Origin of the sequence: Shewanella sp. GXUN23E (genome assembly GCF_050865035.1) — a bacterium.
Lineage (GTDB): Bacteria > Pseudomonadota > Gammaproteobacteria > Enterobacterales > Shewanellaceae > Shewanella.
The window spans coordinates 446151-462411 of sequence record NZ_JBOZWP010000001.1 but is presented as its reverse complement, the minus strand read 5'-3'; the positions used below and the strand labels follow the sequence as shown (position 1 = coordinate 462411).

Below are 16261 nucleotides of genomic sequence, written 5' to 3'. Positions count from 1 at the left end.
TTTTCATCTCAATCAAATGATTGCTGCTCAGGTTCTGGCTCTGGCTCAGGCTTTTTCAGGGATGCGTTCCAGCACCGCCAGCAGCAGATCCCAGTATTGACCTACGGTTTCGATATTCACCATCTCATCCGGACTGTGTGGGAAGCGGATGGTGGGGCCAATGGAAACCATATCCATTTCAGGATAAGGCTTCTTGAAAAGACCACACTCCAGGCCCGCGTGGATCACCATGATCACAGGTTCTTTGTGATAGATGTCCTGATAGGTTTCACGCACGATGGCCATGACAGGTGAGCTGTTGTCAGGCTTCCAACCTGGGTAAGCGCCGGAGAGTTCGATTTCAGCGCCTGCCAGATTGGCCAGTGCAATCAGCATGCCTTCTACCTGAGTGCGACCAGAGTCGATAAGAGAACGGATAAGGCAGAGAATTTTCACTTCCTGTTCATCTGTGCTGATCACGCCGACATTCAGTGAGGTCTCGGTCACGCCGGCAACTTCGTCACTCATGCGCATCACACCGTTAGGGCAGGCATTGAGCAGATCGATCAGGGTGTTCTGGCTTTGTTCGCTCATCACCTTGGTCGGGGTGGCAACGGCTTTCAAAGTCAGGGTTCCGGCTGGGTCGGCAACGGCCAGCTCTGCACGGATCAGGGCTTCAAATTCAGCGACTTTGGTGTGCAGGGCAGCAATCTGTTCCTCGGGCACCATGATCACTACGCCAGCTTCGCGGGGAATGGCATTGCGCAGCGAGCCACCGGTAAAGCTGGCCAGTTCCAGCTGCAGTGCATCGGCGTGTTCAAACAGGAAGCGTCCCAGCAACTTGTTGGCATTGCCTCGGCCCAGATGAATATTCACCCCTGAGTGACCACCTTTAAGGCCACTGAGATTCAATTCAAAGCTCTGATAACCTTCAGCCGGTGCTTCCCAGACCATAGGCAGGGTAATCGCAGCATCTACGCCACCGGCACAGCCCATGTAGATTTCGCCTTCCTGCTCGGAATCTGTGTTGATCAGAATATCCGCTTGCAGCAAACCAGCTTCCAGACCAAAAGCGCCGGTCATGCCAGCTTCTTCATCTATGGTCAGCAGCACTTCCAGTGGGCCATGCTTAATATCGTCACTGGCCAGAATGGCCAGGGCGGAAGCCATGCCAATGCCGTTATCGGCGCCCAGAGTGGTGCCTTTGGCTTTAACCCAGTCGCCATCAATCCATGGCTCGATGGCGTCTTTTTCAAAGTCATGAACTTTGTCGTTGTTCTTCTGTGGCACCATGTCGATATGTGCCTGGATAACCACTGTCTTGCGGTTTTCCATGCCGGCGGTCGCTGGCTTGCGAATGATCAGGTTGCCGACTTTGTCTTCGGTAACCGCCAGACCTTGTTCTTTGGCCCACGCCTGGATATGCGCGCTCAGTGCGGCTTCGTGCTTGGAAGGGTGGGGAATGGCACAAATTTGCTCGAACCATTGCCACAGAGGCTGAGGATATAACTGGTTAATGCTTGTCACGAAAGATTCCCTCATTAAGGACTTTATGTCTTGCCCGAGTGTACCACAGACTCCGCAGCCCGGCATGGTGGCTGACCTGGCTGGGTGGCAGCGTTTGTTGCCAATTGAGTGCGATTACAGGGTGGCTTATTGTTGTGGCGGCTTGAGCGAGGAAGCTGGTGAGCCTCAGGCAATCGATGAAATAAGCTATTTTCTGTAATTAAATTACCAAAACATGAAGTTTAGAAAATTTTTTCGCCTGCCTATTGTAATAAAAATACAGAAATGTAGAATATGCAGCGTTGGTTGAGCCAAGGTGGCCGCCAGCTCTAGTTCACCTCCTTACGGAATTTCTCCAAGGAAATGAATGATAAGTTGTCTCCACGGAACCGAGAATCTCTAGCTCCAGGGAACCGAGCCAAGCTTCGCTAGAGTGTTTTTTTATTACAACTTTTGATTCGGAGTATTTCAATCATGGCTTATCAGGCGATGACTTCTATTTATTGGCAAACTACTTGGTTTGACACCCGTTTTCTGCAGGGTGGCATTTATCCGATGCCACTTTGAGGCCTTTGGGCCAGGAACCTGTTTCCATCATCCATCAACCTTTGTATCACCATTTGGTGTGTTTTAAGACCAACGGCTTTACTGAAATGGGCTGTCTTTCGCATCGATAGCCCGATTACTCGCTGGCGCGGTAACCTATTCCCTTCCAGTAAAGTTGTAAATATGTCTTGGCCTGCTCATTGAGCAGGCTTTTTTTTGTTTACGATTTGCGTCCTGCGACAAGAAGAAAATGATCGTCTGGTTAACATCAGTGAAGGATATACCAGCATCGTCTAAAAAATCATGTCGATCGTTCTTTATATGGAACAATATGTTCTCTGTGGTGAGCGCCAGCTTGCTGGTCTGATGTGCTTGAAATTCCTATAATCCCGCCGCAATCGTGAGTGGCTTTTCATGGAAGGGAAACCGGCAATTGCCGGGTCACTTACCCACCCTGTTTGTATCCCGCTATAGGAACCAGCTTCCATGTTGGAAAAACTGTTCAAACTCAAGCAAAACCAAACCTCTTTGAAACAGGAAGTGATCGCCGGTGTCACCACCTTCCTGACCATGGCCTACATCCTGTTTGTTAACCCTATGATGCTGGCTGATGCCGGTATGGATCATGGTGCCGTATTTGTGGCCACCTGTGTGGCAGCCGCGATTGGCTGTATTATCATGGGTGTGGTCGCCAACTACCCTATTGCATTGGCCCCGGGCATGGGGCTGAACGCCTTCTTTACCTACACTGTGGTCGGCGAGATGGGCTATAGCTGGGAAACTGCGCTGGGCGCGGTGTTCCTGTCGGGTATCTGTTTTATGGCCTTGTCGCTGGTGCGCATTCGTGAGTGGATTGTGAACTCCATCCCCATGTCGCTGCGATTGGGCATTGCTGCCGGCATTGGTCTGTTCCTGGCGCTGATCGGCCTGCAAAGTTCCGGCATTGTGGTTGCCAGCCCAGCGACCATGGTGACTCTGGGCGACATCACCTCTTTCCCTGCATTGATGTCGGTGTTGGGCTTTGTCATCATCATCGCCCTGGTGCAGCGTGGTTTTAAGGCCGCGGTAATCATCAGCATTCTGTCCATCACAGTGCTGGGTGTACTGTTCGGCGGCGTTGAGTATAACGGTCTGGTGTCGGCGCCACCTTCTATTGCTCCAACCTTTATGAAGATGGACCTGTCCGGCGCGCTGGAAATTTCCATGCTGACCGTTGTGTTCGCTTTCCTGTTTGTTGACCTGTTTGATACCTCAGGCACTCTGGTTGCTGTTGCCCAGCGCGGTGGTTTCCTGGATGACAAGGGACGTCTGCCACGTCTGAACCGCGCTTTGATGGCTGACAGCACTGCTACTATCGCCGGTGCCGCACTGGGGACGTCAACCACTACCAGTTATATCGAAAGTACCGCAGGCGTGAGCGCTGGTGGCCGTACCGGTCTGACCGCTGTGGTGGTTGGTCTGCTGTTCCTGTCAGCGCTGTTTATTTCGCCGCTGGCGGGTATGGTGCCTCCTTATGCGACCGCAGGTACCCTGTTCTATGTGGCCATTTTGATGATGTCAGGTCTGGTACATGTTGAGTGGGAAGATCTGACTGAAGCCGCTCCGGTTGTAGTGGTGTGTATTCTGATGCCGCTGACTTACTCCATCGCCACAGGTATCGCATTTGGCTTTATCGCCTATGCGGCGATCAAGCTGGCCAGTGGTCGTTACCGCGACCTGACTGCCGGTGTGGTCGTTATGGCGGCACTGTTTATTGCCAAGTTCGCCTTTACCTGACAACCATAGAGTCCGGCAAACTCAACAGCACGTCTGCGGACGTGCTTTTTTTGTGCCCGGAATATCTTTCAGCCTCAGATATCGCATCCATCCATAACCGGCTTATTCACCGCAATACCAGAGTAATACCAATTTCATTTAACCGTTGATCTGTTTAAGCGGGAGTTCAATGCGCTTGAGACAAGGTCATTAATCGCTCCACGGCAACTGCTCTTGCGTTGCTCTACCTCCTGCATCCATGCAGTCGTGCGTTAATGACATTCGCACTTTGATACCTCCTTGTACCAAAGCCAGTTCGACATCCTGTCTCTCGTTCGAGAGCGTATGGCTGACGCCTTTCTCACCATCCTTGTGGCTTGCGAGCTGGCGAAGTCATAGTGGTGCTATGTCAAGATGACTCAACACCGTATCAAGTGCATTGCCCCCCCCACTGCGTGAGCGTGTCAGGCATTTGGCTTCTGTGTTGCATTGCTCTTAAAGGGAACCGCCCTTAGTCAATCAATGCGCCTTGAACCAGAATCCCTGACGCGCTCTGAATTGACCAGACTATTAACGAAGTCGGTATAAGATGAAATCCTGCTCATTTATGACGGATATTCATCACAAGCGGGCGCGCGGCACTGTTAATTTTGTGGGGGATTGGGTATAAGGATCCTTCGAATTTTTTTAGCTTAAACAGAATGAACGCAAGTGAGATAGCCTACCGCCGCGTGGTGGTGAAACTGGGTACCAGTGTGCTGACTTCAGGCAGTCGCAGCCTGGATAAAGCACAGATGGCGGAATTAACCCGTCAGATGGCGCATCTGATGAAAGCCGGTGTGGAAGTGGTGTTGTGTACCTCCGGGGCCATTGCTGCCGGACGAGAACATCTGCACCACCCTCAGTTGCCGGATACCATGGCCAGTAAGCAGCTGCTCGCAGCTGTCGGTCAGAGTCAGTTGATCCTGGCCTGGTCACAGCTGTTTGGCATTTACGGTTTTAACGTGGGCCAGTTGCTGTTGACCCGTGCCGATTTGCACGACCGGGAACGCTATCTCAATGCCCGTGATACTCTTAATGCGTTATTGCATCAGGGAATTGTCCCCATCATCAATGAGAATGATGCGGTGGCGACGGCGGAAATCAAAGTCGGTGACAACGACAACCTGTCTGCCCGGGCAGCGTTGTTGTGCGATGCGGATTTACTTATTCTGCTGACCGATCAGAAAGGTCTGTTTGATGCCGATCCGCGCAATAACCCTGATGCCAAACTGATCCCCGAAGTGGCCAATATCGATGACAGTCTGCGCCGTTTGGCAGGGGGCTCAGTATCCGGTCTGGGAACCGGTGGCATGGCCACCAAGCTGGAGGCGGCAGATATTGCCCGTCGCGCCGGTATTGAAGTTGTGATTGCTTCCGGCCAGCACCCAGATGTCATCAAAAAGCTGGTGTGCAAGCAGTCGGTAGGCACTCACTTCTGCGCTATTGAACACCCACTGGAAAGCCGTAAGCAGTGGATCCTGGCCGGTCCCAAGCCCAGTGGCCAGCTGGTACTGGATGACGGCGCCGTCAATGCGGTAACCAATAAAGGCCGCAGTCTGCTGTCAAAAGGTGTGGTTGCGGTGGAAGGTGAATTTGAGCGCGGCGATACCGTTGAGCTGACTGATGTCAATGGTCGGGTATTTGCCCGTGGATTGGCGCGTTATCACGCCAAAGCGCTGCAGGCCATTGCCGGTAAACATTCTGACGATATTGAATCCCTGCTGGGCTATGACTACGGTGATGCCGTGGTACACAGAAACGATATGGTGGTATTGCAATGACAGTACAACAGATGGACAAGCAGGCGTATCTGCAGCAGCTGGGTCAGCAGGCCCGTGAAGCCAGTTACAGCCTGGCCAATTTGACTGCGCGGGACAAGCAGCAATTGCTGACTGCCATTGCCGCGTCACTGCAGGCGCACAAGCAAGAGATCCTGGCCGCCAATGAATTGGATGTGGCCGCCGCCAAAGCTGCCGGTCTGAACGATGCCATGGTTGACCGTCTGCTGCTGGATGAAACCCGCTTGCAGGGGGTGATCGGCGATATCGACAATGTGATTGCGCTGGCCGACCCGGTTGGCAGCGAAATCGACAGCCGGGTACTGGAAAATGGGATGCGTCTGGCCCGTCGTCGGGTACCGCTGGGGGTTATTGGGGTGATTTATGAAGCCCGCCCTAATGTCACCGTGGATATTGCTGTGCTGGCGCTGAAAACCGGTAATGCGGTGATCCTGCGTGGTGGCAAAGAAACCGTGAACTCCAATCGCGCACTGGCTTCGGCTATCCGCCGCGCAGTGGTTGAGCAGGGATTGCCACAGGATGCTGTGCAACTTATTGATAATCCGGACCGTGAGCTGGTCACCGGGCTGCTTAAGCTGGATCAGTATGTCGACATGATCGTACCGCGTGGCGGCCAGAAGCTGCAGCGTTTGTGTGCTGAGCAGGCGACGATTCCGGTGATCCTCGGCGGTATTGGTATCTGTCATATGTTTATTGATGAGCAGGCCGATCTGCGCCGCATCAATCCGGTGATTATCAATGCCAAGGTGCAGCGTCCTACCGTGTGTAATGCGCTGGATACTTTGCTGGTACATGAAGCGGTGGCCGCACAGGTTCTGCCTTCGGCACTGACTGAGCTGGCGGCGCAGGGCGTACGTTTCTACGGCTGTGATAAAACCCGTGAGCTGGCTGCTGGATTGAAGGTTGACATGCATGCCGCCGATGATGAGTCATTCAGCACTGAGTGGCTGTCGCTGACGCTGGGCGTGAAAGTGGTGGCCAGTCTTGATGAGGCGGTTGCCCATATTCGCCGGCATTCCAGTGGTCACTCAGAGGCGATTCTGACGGACAACATTCACACTGCCAGCCGCTTTATGGAACAGGTGGATTCCGCTGCTGTGTATGTGAATGCCAGCACCCGCTTTACCGATGGCGGCCAGTTTGGTCTGGGCGCGGAAGTGGCGGTGTCGACCCAAAAGCTGCATGCCCGCGGCCCGATGGGGCTGGAAGCCCTGACCACCTTTAAGTGGCTGGCCTGGGGCGACTACACTGCCCGCAGTTAATCAGCCCGGAATCAATAACCCAAAGCCGCTGTTGTCAGCGGCTTTTTGATTTCAATCTGAGGGCTGCAATTCTCCCGGATATCTGAGGTGCTCCGGTAGAGTGATGGGATCGCCAAGCGGCGTCATCATGGCATAAAGATACAGTGCCAACATCATCACGGTGACCACTATGGTTACCGCTCTCAGGGCTGCGATGAAGGGCTGTATATACGGGAAGTAACGCTCCTGCACCGCTCTGTCCAGTGCGATGGCTGGCAGTAAAAACAGACAATACAGCAACACCAAAAGGTGAGTGTACTCGTTGCCGGTAAAACGCTGCACAGTAAAGATCACCAGCGCGATAACGATGCCAGACAGCTTAAGCCATCGTGCCTGGCTGAGACTCAGTAACTTGCCGGGCTCATCCATAGCCCCTCCTTGTATGAATCCATTCACCTGTTGGTTATAACCCCGCTGACCGGCGAATGCAAAATTCTGTGTCGGAATCCACTACTCAGCCATTGAGTCGCAGCGACTTGAAGCGCTAGAGGGAATTGCAACGGTCCAAAGTTAAACGTGTTTGAGGTCGGCAAATCTGGCATTCAGCACTTTGGCCAGATCAGACGCCTTGAGACTTAACTGCAGTCCGCGTTTTCCACCACTGACATAGATGGTATCAAACTGATTGGCACTCTCATCAATCACTGTTGGCAGGCGTTTTTTTTGCCCCAGCGGACTGATGCCACCAACCAGATAACCGGTACTCTTTTGTGCCGGTTCCACACCAGCCATGGTCAGCTTTTTGAGTTTCAGCTCCTTGGCCAGAGCTTTGAGATCCAGCTGATGGCTGACAGGCACCAACGCCACCGCGACGGGGGCTGAGGTCGCTGACTCGGCGACCAGCAGGGTTTTGAACACCTGCGCGGCATCAAGGTTAAGCTTTTGTGCCACCTCATCACCAAAGGCGTGCACATCTTTATCATGGTCATACTCGTGCATTTCAAAGGGGATTTTGGCTTTTTTGGCCTGGACAGTGGCGGGGGTCATGACAAACTCCGGATAAAAACGCCAAGTATAAGCTTTTGACCTGCACTGTTCAGTGATTTTTGGTTCACACAGATGATGCTGTTGTTATTGCCGGGAGGTTGGTACGAAAGCCTGGTAAGTGTTTACGCAGCATTGGGGATAGCCCATTAACAATCTGATCGCACATTGCGGGCTAATACAGGGTAGGCGGTATGGAAAAGGACTTCAGTAATACCAACAAGTCTCATCATGACAAACGCCTGTTCAAGCAGCACTGGCTTGAAGATGCGCAGGCGCTGAAAGCCATGTCACAGCAGGACAAATTTGAAACCGGAGGGAGCCGATACCAAGCCCGGCCCTAAGGCATGCTCAGTGCTGTCCTGTCTGGACGATTCTTTTTTACCCATGAACTGGCGCTGTTCAATCTGGAGGCTAACCTCAGCCCCGGGGAGGTTAGCGGCTCGGGGCTGAGTCAGGCTCAGGAGAACCGGACGGATTTTTCGCTGAATTTAAGGAGGCGGCGGAGGCTGAGCAGTCTCAGGTGTTGGCAACCGGCATTCTGCCCACAATCACTCCCGGAGATTTGGCGCTGGAGCAATTGACGCCCAGAAATCGTTATTTTTAGCTCAACCATGTGTTGTGCGAGCTGACAGGTGAAGATTACAAGTCATATATCAATGGTATAGATGAGCTGTCATTAAGGCATAACAAGGTGCAGTTTGAGGCCTGCAACACCTGCTTTGAGGCGCATGTTCAAATCGCATCCGGCGAGTCTCTGACGTTGACATCAGTGGCATCGGGGCGATTTACACCCAAATCAGCTGCAAGCTGACTGACCCGGAAAGTGATGAGTTTGCCATGTAGCCGGGATTTGAAAATGGTCAGCTGGTGGGTCGAGAGTGGTTTTTGGCACGGCTGAACGGGCTGGAAATTTGCGCTTGTCTGGATGGGCGTATCATCATGCCTGGTTATCAGCAGCCCGTAGCGTAACGCCTTTTCTTGAGTCAGGATAAGCCCTGTCCATAACGTGCAGAGTTATTGTTGCCGTTATCGTTGGCGATATTCACTACTTGCACGTTAAATTCACCGCCCTGAGGTCTGAAACGGCGGTGAAGTCCACTGTTAAATATCTTTGAGTTATCTTTAATCTATTGATAATTAAACAATGTTTTCCATTGGCACTGTCTTTGCTTTGGTGTGAGATAAGTAAAGAGATATGACATGGAGAAGCAATATGAACAAGTTCATCACCGTTGTGGTACTTACCGGTTTACTGTTAGCCACCCAGGCATTTGCCGATGATAAACTGCTGTCACAATCATTCGACTATCAGGGAGAAATGCTGCAACTGGATGTTGGTGTCGGCGAAGTTGAAATCATTGCCTCCGACCGTCAGCAGGTAGTGGTTGAGGTTGAGTTGACTGGCAAGAAGACTGGATTTTTATTTTTCGGCAGCGAAAAGGATGTCAGTGATATTGAGCTGGATGTTCGTCTGAATGCCGGCAACAGCCTGGCTCTGCGCATCAGCGACAGTGAAGATGTACAGGAACATTGGCGTATTTCTCTACCGGCATCTGCAAAGATCCAGATGGATATGGGGGTTGGGCGTATTCAAACTTCGGGTATGGATAACAGTCTGATGATTGATCTGGGCGTGGGTGAGGTCGAAATCAATCACAGTCATGAGTATGGCGATATTGAACTGAATTCCGGGGTGGGTGATGTCAGCTATTCAGTCAACGGCCGGGAAGTGGAGGTAAAACGGGCAATGGTGAGCGCCAGCTACAGTGCACAGACCCGGGGACAGGGTAGCCTGCATGTGGATGTTGGCGTCGGCGAGGTGGATGTTAACGGCCGTTAATGGCTTAGGTTATTGTTTGTCATCATGAAAACGCCCTGAGCAACACATTGGCAGCCAGGGCGTCTGGGTATCTTCAGTGATTACTTCTGCGTGGAGCGGTAGTGATCGAAATGCTCAATATAGTCATTCATATTGGACTCCAGCATCTCTTTGTAGCGCTCAACATAGTAATCCATCATCTCTTGCTTCTTGGACACCATTTGCTCTTTGGTTTCAAAGTTGGTTGAGCCAAACCAGGCGTTGTAACGCGCGACTGCGTACATGAAGGAAGCACTGACTTCACCGGTTTTAATTTCGGTATTCTGGTTTTGCTTGTTGGCCAATTTGATCATCTCAGTGGCGCGGTCATAAAAGGCTTGTTCGGTATCAGACATCAGCAATTCCTGTTCTATCTATGAGTGGCAGGCCATTTTAGCCTGTCACTGTATTAGCTGTTCACTTTAACCCTAAGGTATTTTGCCTGCATGAGACAGCAAGCTGCTTCACATAATTGGTTGATACAACGTGAAAATGATGAGCTGAATCGCATTCCGGGGGAAATCCTATCAGGATGAACGGGAAGTTGGCAGGGTCTGGAGCTGACAGTCATTGGTTTCTCCTGCCTGCATTGGACTATGATCAACACGAAAGCGGAATCTGAGTCATGGAACAGACAACGGCTGCAGGCGGGAGCCATAACAGCGATGAGTTGATACAGGGGATTATCGGCAATGTTGATCACTATACTGGGATGGCTTTGGTTACTCCTGATGCTGTGGGCGGCATACAGTGAGTATCGGTATTATCAGGCCGTTAAAGCGCTTGAGCCGGGCTTGTGGCACGATCTTGGCGTTCATGGGCGTTGGCAATTTCCGTTGATGTTTATCTCGCCCAAGGGAGCGCGCATGCTGCAACAGTGCACTAACCCGCATATCAGGGTGCTGGCGCAGCGCCACAGGCGTGCCAATCAGCTGTTTGTTACCTACATTGGTGGTGTACTGCTGGTGGCTATCGGCTATTTTTATCTGGCGTAGAGCGGTATCCGAGCCGCCTGCGAGCAGAATACCCATCTGAATAAACAATTTATTTTGCCGCAAAGCAAAAAGGCCGATGCTAATTCCATCGGCCTTTTATGTTTAACCTTGGTGGTTGTACCCGTGTCAGGCGGTTTCCACCTTGGGCGCACGGGGTTTAAGTAATTTCTGCAACACCAGCGCCGCCAGAATCAATCCCATTCCGGCTATGGTTGAAGCAGTGATGGTTTCTTTCAGTACCAGCGCAATCAGACACATAGACAGCAAGGGCGTCAGAAACGCCAGGGTGCTGATGTTGGCGGCACGTTCGGCTTTTTTCAGCGCCATCAGCCACAGCACAAAGGTGATGCCCATTTCAAACAGACCGACATAGATACCGGCCGCCAGCGCTTGTGGATTCAGGGTTGGCAGCGTATCGGTTGCCAGCACCATGCCCAGAATAAAGGGCAGGCTGACTATGAAACTCAGCATCAGACTGACCACTGGCTCGCCTTCATCTTTGGTATTGATAATCCAGTACAGACTCCACAGACAGGTGGACACCAGGGCCATGGCAACCCCCAGCGGATTTTCAAACTGCATCGACAGCGGGTTGCCGCCGGTGGCGATCACCAATACGCCAATGTAGCCGGTAATGGCCGCCAAAATGTCAGCGCCCCTGAGCTTCTGCCCAAGTAAAGGCACTGCCAGCAGCGGCAACAAAATCGCCCAGGTGTAATTCAGTGCCAGCGCCTGCTGCGCGGGCAGCAGGGCGTAGGACTGGAACAGTACCATGTAGTACAGGAAGGGATTAATGATGCCGGTTTGCAGATAAAACAGGGGGCGGGTCCTGAATTGGCTTTTTAATAGCCTGAGTTTGCCCTGCACTCCAAGAATGACCGCCAGCGTGATGATGGAAGTACATACCGCCACCAACACCAATTGCAGCGGGGTGAAATGTTGCAGTGCCAGCTTAAATGCAGTGGCGACAGTAGACCAGCACAGCACGGCGCCCAGACCGTAGGCATAGGCCAGATTTGAAGTTTTCAATTGAGAAGTTCCATCCGATACCCAAGGGACAGGGTCGGTACGTCTGAAAGTTGTATGCATTATACAATGTGAAAAAGTTAGCCAACGAAAAAAAGATCAAAATTTTTTAAGTTGCCCTTGTTTTTGAAAATGGCATCCCAATATAGGGAGTTAAGAGCGATATGGCAGCATGGAGAGCAGGACTTGAAAGCCGGAAAAACCATCCCCATATCACCATCATTGAACAGAATTAAGCGTTAAAAGTTTTTTGGAGGACCCCATGGGTAAAATTATCGGTATCGATTTGGGCACAACCAACTCCTGTGTTGCTATCTTGGATGGCGGTAAAGCGCGCGTACTGGAAAATGCTGAAGGCGATCGCACTACTCCTTCTATCATTGCCTACACAGAAGATGAAACTCTGGTAGGCCAGCCTGCAAAACGTCAGGCAGTGACCAACCCAACCAACACTTTCTTTGCGATCAAGCGTCTGATTGGTCGTCGCTTTACTGATGATGAAGTGCAGCGTGATGTAAACATCATGCCATTCAAAATCATCGAAGCTGACAACGGCGACGCCTGGGTTGAGTCCCGTGGCAATAAGATGGCTGCACCTCAGGTATCTGCTGAAGTGCTGAAGAAAATGAAGAAAACTGCTGAAGACTTCCTGGGTGAACCAGTGACTGAAGCGGTTATCACTGTACCTGCTTACTTCAACGATGCGCAGCGTCAGGCTACCAAAGATGCCGGTCGTATCGCGGGTCTGGACGTGAAGCGTATCATTAACGAGCCAACTGCTGCGGCACTGGCCTATGGTATCGACAAGAAGCAGGGCGACAACATTGTTGCGGTATACGATCTGGGTGGCGGTACTTTCGATATCTCCATCATTGAAATCGACAGCAATGATGGCGACCAGACCTTCGAAGTACTGGCAACCAACGGTGACACTCACCTGGGTGGTGAAGACTTCGACAACCGTCTGATCAACTATCTGGCTGATGAATTCAAGAAAGAGCAGGGCATGGATCTGCGCAACGATCCACTGGCGATGCAGCGTCTGAAAGAAGCTGCTGAAAAGGCCAAGATCGAACTGTCCAGCACCACTCAGACTGAAGTTAACCTGCCATACATCACTGCAGATGCGACTGGTCCTAAGCACCTGGTGGTTAAGATCACCCGTGCCAAGCTGGAATCTCTGGTTGAAGACCTGATCCAGCGCTCTCTGGAGCCGCTGAAAGTCGCACTGGCTGATGCTGACCTGTCTGTGTCTGACATCAACGAAGTGATTCTGGTGGGTGGTCAAACCCGTATGCCTAAGGTTCAGGAAGCAGTAACCAACTTCTTCGGTAAAGAGCCTCGTAAAGACGTTAACCCAGATGAAGCTGTGGCCATGGGCGCGGCAATTCAGGGTGGTGTACTGGCCGGTGACGTGAAAGACGTACTGCTGCTGGACGTGACGCCTCTGTCTCTGGGTATCGAAACCATGGGCAGCGTAATGACCAAGCTGATTGAGAAGAACACCACGATCCCTACCAAGGCATCGCAGACCTTCTCTACTGCTGATGACAACCAGAGCGCCGTGACCATTCACGTGCTGCAGGGTGAGCGTAAGCAGGCCAGCGCCAACAAGTCTCTGGGTCAGTTCAACCTGGAAGGTATCGAGCCAGCACCACGTGGCATGCCACAGATTGAAGTCACTTTCGATATCGACGCTGACGGTATTCTGAACGTGTCTGCCAAAGACAAGAAAACCGGCAAAGAGCAGAAGATCACCATCAAGGCTTCTTCTGGTCTGTCAGATGATGAAATCGAAAAAATGGTACGTGACGCAGAAGCCCACGCGGACGAAGACAAGAAGTTCGAAGAGTTGGTAACTGCCCGTAACCAGGCTGATGGTCTGGTACACGCCACCAAGAAGCAAATCACCGAAGCCGGTGACGCGCTGGCGGCTGATGACAAGGCCAAGATTGAAGAAGCCATGGCGAAAGTTGACACCGCTACTAAAGGTAACGACAAAGAAGCCATCGAGAAAGCCTCTCAGGAGCTGATCGAAGCCTCTTCCAAGCTGATGGAAATTGCCCAGGCCAAGGCACAGGCAGCTCAGGGCGGTGCCCAGGCTGAAGCCGGTCAGAGCAAAGCGTCTGCTGACGATGTTGTTGATGCCGAGTTTGAAGAGGTTAAAGACGACAAGAAATAATTGAGGGTTAGTCCTTAATTATTCGTCCAGCGGGCGTTACGGGAATCCCCTAACGCCCGTTGTTACGTCTCCCGAAGTCAAAATTAACTGTCAGCTCAGAGAAAGCGAAGACTATGTCAAAGCGAGATTATTACGAAGTATTGGGCGTTGGCCGCGACGCCAGCGAACGGGATATCAAAAAGGCCTACAAGCGCTTGGCGATGAAATATCACCCTGACCGCAATCCAGGGGATAAAGAAGCTGAAGCCAACTTCAAAGAAGTGAAGGAAGCTTACGAAATCCTGACCGACTCAGATAAGAAAGCAGCCTATGATCAGTTTGGTCATGCCGGTGTTGATCCTAACCGCGGCGGCGGTGGCTTCGGCGGCGGTGCTGATTTCGGTGATATTTTCGGTGATGTCTTTGGTGATATCTTTGGCGGCGGTCGTCGTGGCCAGCGTCAGGCAGCCCGTGGTGCAGACCTGAGATATAACCTGGAACTGTCACTGGAAGAAGCGGTTCGCGGCCTGACCAAAGAGCTGCGTATCCCTACTTTGGCAAGCTGTGATGTGTGTGACGGCTCGGGCGCCAAACCCGGCACGTCGGCGACCACCTGTGGTACCTGTCACGGCAGTGGTCAGGTGCAGATGCGTCAGGGCTTCTTCGCGGTGCAGCAAGCCTGTCCAACCTGTCATGGTCGCGGCAAGATCATCAAAGATCCCTGCAGTAAGTGTCATGGCGAAGGCCGTGTCGAGAAGACCAAAACCCTGTCGGTTAAAATCCCGGCGGGTGTGGATACCGGTGACCGTATCCGCCTGGCGGGTGAAGGCGAAGCCGGTGAATTCGGAGCACCACCAGGGGACTTGTATGTACAGGTAAGCGTGCGCGAGCACCCTATCTTTGTGCGTGATGGCAACAACCTGTACTGTGAAGTGCCGATTTCCTTCAGCAAAGCGGCTTTAGGCGGTGAAGTGCAGGTGCCTACCCTGGATGGCAAAGTCAGCCTGAAGATCCCAACCGAGACTCAGACTGGTCGTATGTTCCGTTTGCGCGGTAAAGGCGTGAAGTCAGTACGCAGCCATGCAGTGGGCGATCTGCTGTGTAAAGTGGTGGTGGAAACCCCGGTTAACCTGAATGAGCGTCAGAAAGAATTGCTGCGCGAATTTGAGGCGACCCTGACAGGTGAATCCCGCAAGCACAGCCCCAAGGCTGAAGGGTTCTTCGATGGTGTGAAGAAGTTCTTCCAGGATCTGAATAACTGATCCCGATAACATCTTTCGATGTAAAATTAAGCCCGGCCAGAGCGCCGGGCTTTTTATCATCCATTGGCCAGTTTGTTGTCAGGGGGCCTGGGTTTCTGGAATACCAGTTTGGCACCATTGAAAACCAGTTTTGACAACAGACTTCGTCCTGTTTTTCCCCCTTCGCCGGTAAATAGCAGACCATACTCCTGGCGCCCACGATGTACCCTGTGATTGCGAATAATGCCCTGAAGTAAAAAGGTTTCTTTGGTATTTGGACAGCAGACTTCAATGGTATAAGCCGCACCGGACTCCAGCACCGGTGCAATGCCACGGTAGCTGAAGCCACAGCCATTGGCGGAGATATTCCTGAGCTCAACTTCCAGTTTGCGTTTTTCCATCAACAATGCGACCTTGATGTTGAGCTGATAACGCATTTCCTTGCGCAATTGGAACAGCATAGCCTGCTCCGGTAATTTCAATACCAGCAGGCTGACAGGTTGGGTGATGACAAACTCAATTTGTGTCCTGAATTTGACGATTGCGCCCTCTCCACGCTCTGAGGTTGTCGTTACAAATGCCCAGAATTGTGGTTGTAAATACAACTCCATATCAGCGGGAGGCATTCTTGGCAGGCTGTAATAGATGTGCCTTTTGTTGTCGTAGCCAATAAACTGGGTCTCAATTTGGGTCTTTTGGCCCAGTGGCGTCTGAAACTCAATACAGACATCGCTGCCGTGATCGATAAAATCCATTGCGCTCAGGCCCGACACCGGCTGCTCTCTGTCGCTGCTGTAGTGTTTACTGTCTTCTGCTGAGGGGCGTCCCATTTATGCAAGCCTGCTGTTGCGGATACTTTAACAGTAATACATTCGGGCAAAACTGCCTGATGACAGCACCGCTGTAATCCAGCTATCCACTGTCGGTGATGTTGCCTGTATTATGGTCGGATAACGCATAAAAGAACTGGAGGTGACATGTTGAGTCTGCTGGTGTGGTTTTGTCGGCATCACAGTCTGTGTAAACTGATGCCAACGCAATACCAGAATGCGGGGACGTGCTATG

The 16261-nt window shown here is 51.9% G+C and carries 14 protein-coding genes; 8 read left to right on the top strand and 6 right to left on the bottom strand.

Annotation, left to right across the window (positions count from 1 at the left end; all coding sequences use genetic code 11):
• Positions 1 to 45 precede the first annotated feature (45 nt).
• Positions 46 to 1506 (bottom strand): aminoacyl-histidine dipeptidase, encoded by a 1461-nt coding sequence (locus ACRRUX_RS01965; RefSeq protein WP_432526625.1) that lies wholly within the window; start codon positions 1504 to 1506, stop codon positions 46 to 48.
• 1011 nt (positions 1507 to 2517) lie between these two features.
• Between ACRRUX_RS01965 and ACRRUX_RS01960 the strand changes: the two genes are divergently transcribed.
• The 3 genes from ACRRUX_RS01960 (at position 2518) to ACRRUX_RS01950 (ending at position 6889) form a co-directional block, all read left to right on the top strand.
• Positions 2518 to 3807 (top strand): NCS2 family permease, encoded by a 1290-nt coding sequence (locus ACRRUX_RS01960; RefSeq protein WP_432526623.1) that lies wholly within the window; start codon positions 2518 to 2520, stop codon positions 3805 to 3807.
• A gap of 680 nt (positions 3808 to 4487) precedes the next feature.
• Positions 4488 to 5609, top strand: a complete 1122-nt coding sequence (gene proB / locus ACRRUX_RS01955) for a glutamate 5-kinase (protein WP_432526621.1) — start codon at positions 4488 to 4490, stop codon at positions 5607 to 5609.
• 11 nt (positions 5610 to 5620) lie between these two features.
• A complete protein-coding gene (locus tag ACRRUX_RS01950) occupies positions 5621 to 6889 on the top strand; it encodes a glutamate-5-semialdehyde dehydrogenase (RefSeq protein WP_432526748.1) in 1269 nt (422 codons plus the stop codon).
• Positions 6890 to 6940: 51 nt separating this feature from the next.
• Here ACRRUX_RS01950 and ACRRUX_RS01945 read toward each other — a convergent pair whose 3' ends face one another.
• Positions 6941 to 7297, bottom strand: a complete 357-nt coding sequence (locus tag ACRRUX_RS01945; protein WP_432526619.1) for a hypothetical protein — start codon at positions 7295 to 7297, stop codon at positions 6941 to 6943.
• Positions 7298 to 7438: 141 nt separating this feature from the next.
• Complete coding sequence (ybaK, locus tag ACRRUX_RS01940) at positions 7439 to 7915, bottom strand: Cys-tRNA(Pro) deacylase (protein ID WP_432526617.1); 477 nt, start codon at positions 7913 to 7915, stop codon at positions 7439 to 7441.
• A gap of 191 nt (positions 7916 to 8106) precedes the next feature.
• Between ybaK and ACRRUX_RS01935 the strand changes: the two genes are divergently transcribed.
• Together ACRRUX_RS01935 and ACRRUX_RS01930 are read left to right on the top strand one after the other, a co-directional pair.
• Positions 8107 to 8256: a hypothetical protein gene (locus ACRRUX_RS01935; RefSeq protein ID WP_432526615.1), complete on the top strand. Its 150-nt coding sequence runs from the start codon at positions 8107 to 8109 to the stop codon at positions 8254 to 8256.
• Positions 8257 to 9128: 872 nt separating this feature from the next.
• On the top strand, positions 9129 to 9755 hold the full coding sequence (locus ACRRUX_RS01930) for a hypothetical protein (protein WP_432526613.1): 627 nt from the start codon (positions 9129 to 9131) through the stop codon (positions 9753 to 9755).
• An 80-nt stretch (positions 9756 to 9835) separates the two neighbouring features.
• Here the strand turns inward: ACRRUX_RS01930 and ACRRUX_RS01925 are convergent, their stop codons facing one another.
• The gene (locus ACRRUX_RS01925; RefSeq protein WP_432526611.1) at positions 9836 to 10129 is read right to left on the bottom strand and encodes a DUF3144 domain-containing protein; all 294 of its coding nucleotides are present in this window, start codon (positions 10127 to 10129) and stop codon (positions 9836 to 9838) included.
• Positions 10130 to 10465: 336 nt separating this feature from the next.
• On the opposite strand from ACRRUX_RS01925, the gene ACRRUX_RS01920 reads away from it, so the two are divergent.
• On the top strand, positions 10466 to 10768 hold the full coding sequence (locus ACRRUX_RS01920) for a hypothetical protein (protein ID WP_432526609.1): 303 nt from the start codon (positions 10466 to 10468) through the stop codon (positions 10766 to 10768).
• Positions 10769 to 10894: 126 nt separating this feature from the next.
• Here the strand turns inward: ACRRUX_RS01920 and ACRRUX_RS01915 are convergent, their stop codons facing one another.
• The gene (locus ACRRUX_RS01915; RefSeq protein ID WP_432526607.1) at positions 10895 to 11797 is read right to left on the bottom strand and encodes a DMT family transporter; all 903 of its coding nucleotides are present in this window, start codon (positions 11795 to 11797) and stop codon (positions 10895 to 10897) included.
• A 259-nt stretch (positions 11798 to 12056) separates the two neighbouring features.
• Here ACRRUX_RS01915 and dnaK point away from each other — a divergent pair, with 259 nt between their 5' ends.
• Together dnaK and dnaJ are read left to right on the top strand one after the other, a co-directional pair.
• Positions 12057 to 13976 carry a molecular chaperone DnaK gene (dnaK, locus tag ACRRUX_RS01910; protein ID WP_432526605.1) on the top strand — a complete coding sequence of 640 codons (1920 nt, stop codon included), beginning with the start codon at positions 12057 to 12059 and terminating at the stop codon, positions 13974 to 13976.
• A 113-nt stretch (positions 13977 to 14089) separates the two neighbouring features.
• Positions 14090 to 15217, top strand: a complete 1128-nt coding sequence (gene dnaJ, locus ACRRUX_RS01905; RefSeq protein ID WP_432526603.1) for a molecular chaperone DnaJ — start codon at positions 14090 to 14092, stop codon at positions 15215 to 15217.
• 56 nt (positions 15218 to 15273) lie between these two features.
• On the opposite strand, the gene ACRRUX_RS01900 is transcribed toward dnaJ, so the two are convergent.
• The gene (locus ACRRUX_RS01900) at positions 15274 to 16026 is read right to left on the bottom strand and encodes a PilZ domain-containing protein (protein ID WP_432526601.1); all 753 of its coding nucleotides are present in this window, start codon (positions 16024 to 16026) and stop codon (positions 15274 to 15276) included.
• Positions 16027 to 16261: the final 235 nt, after the last annotated feature.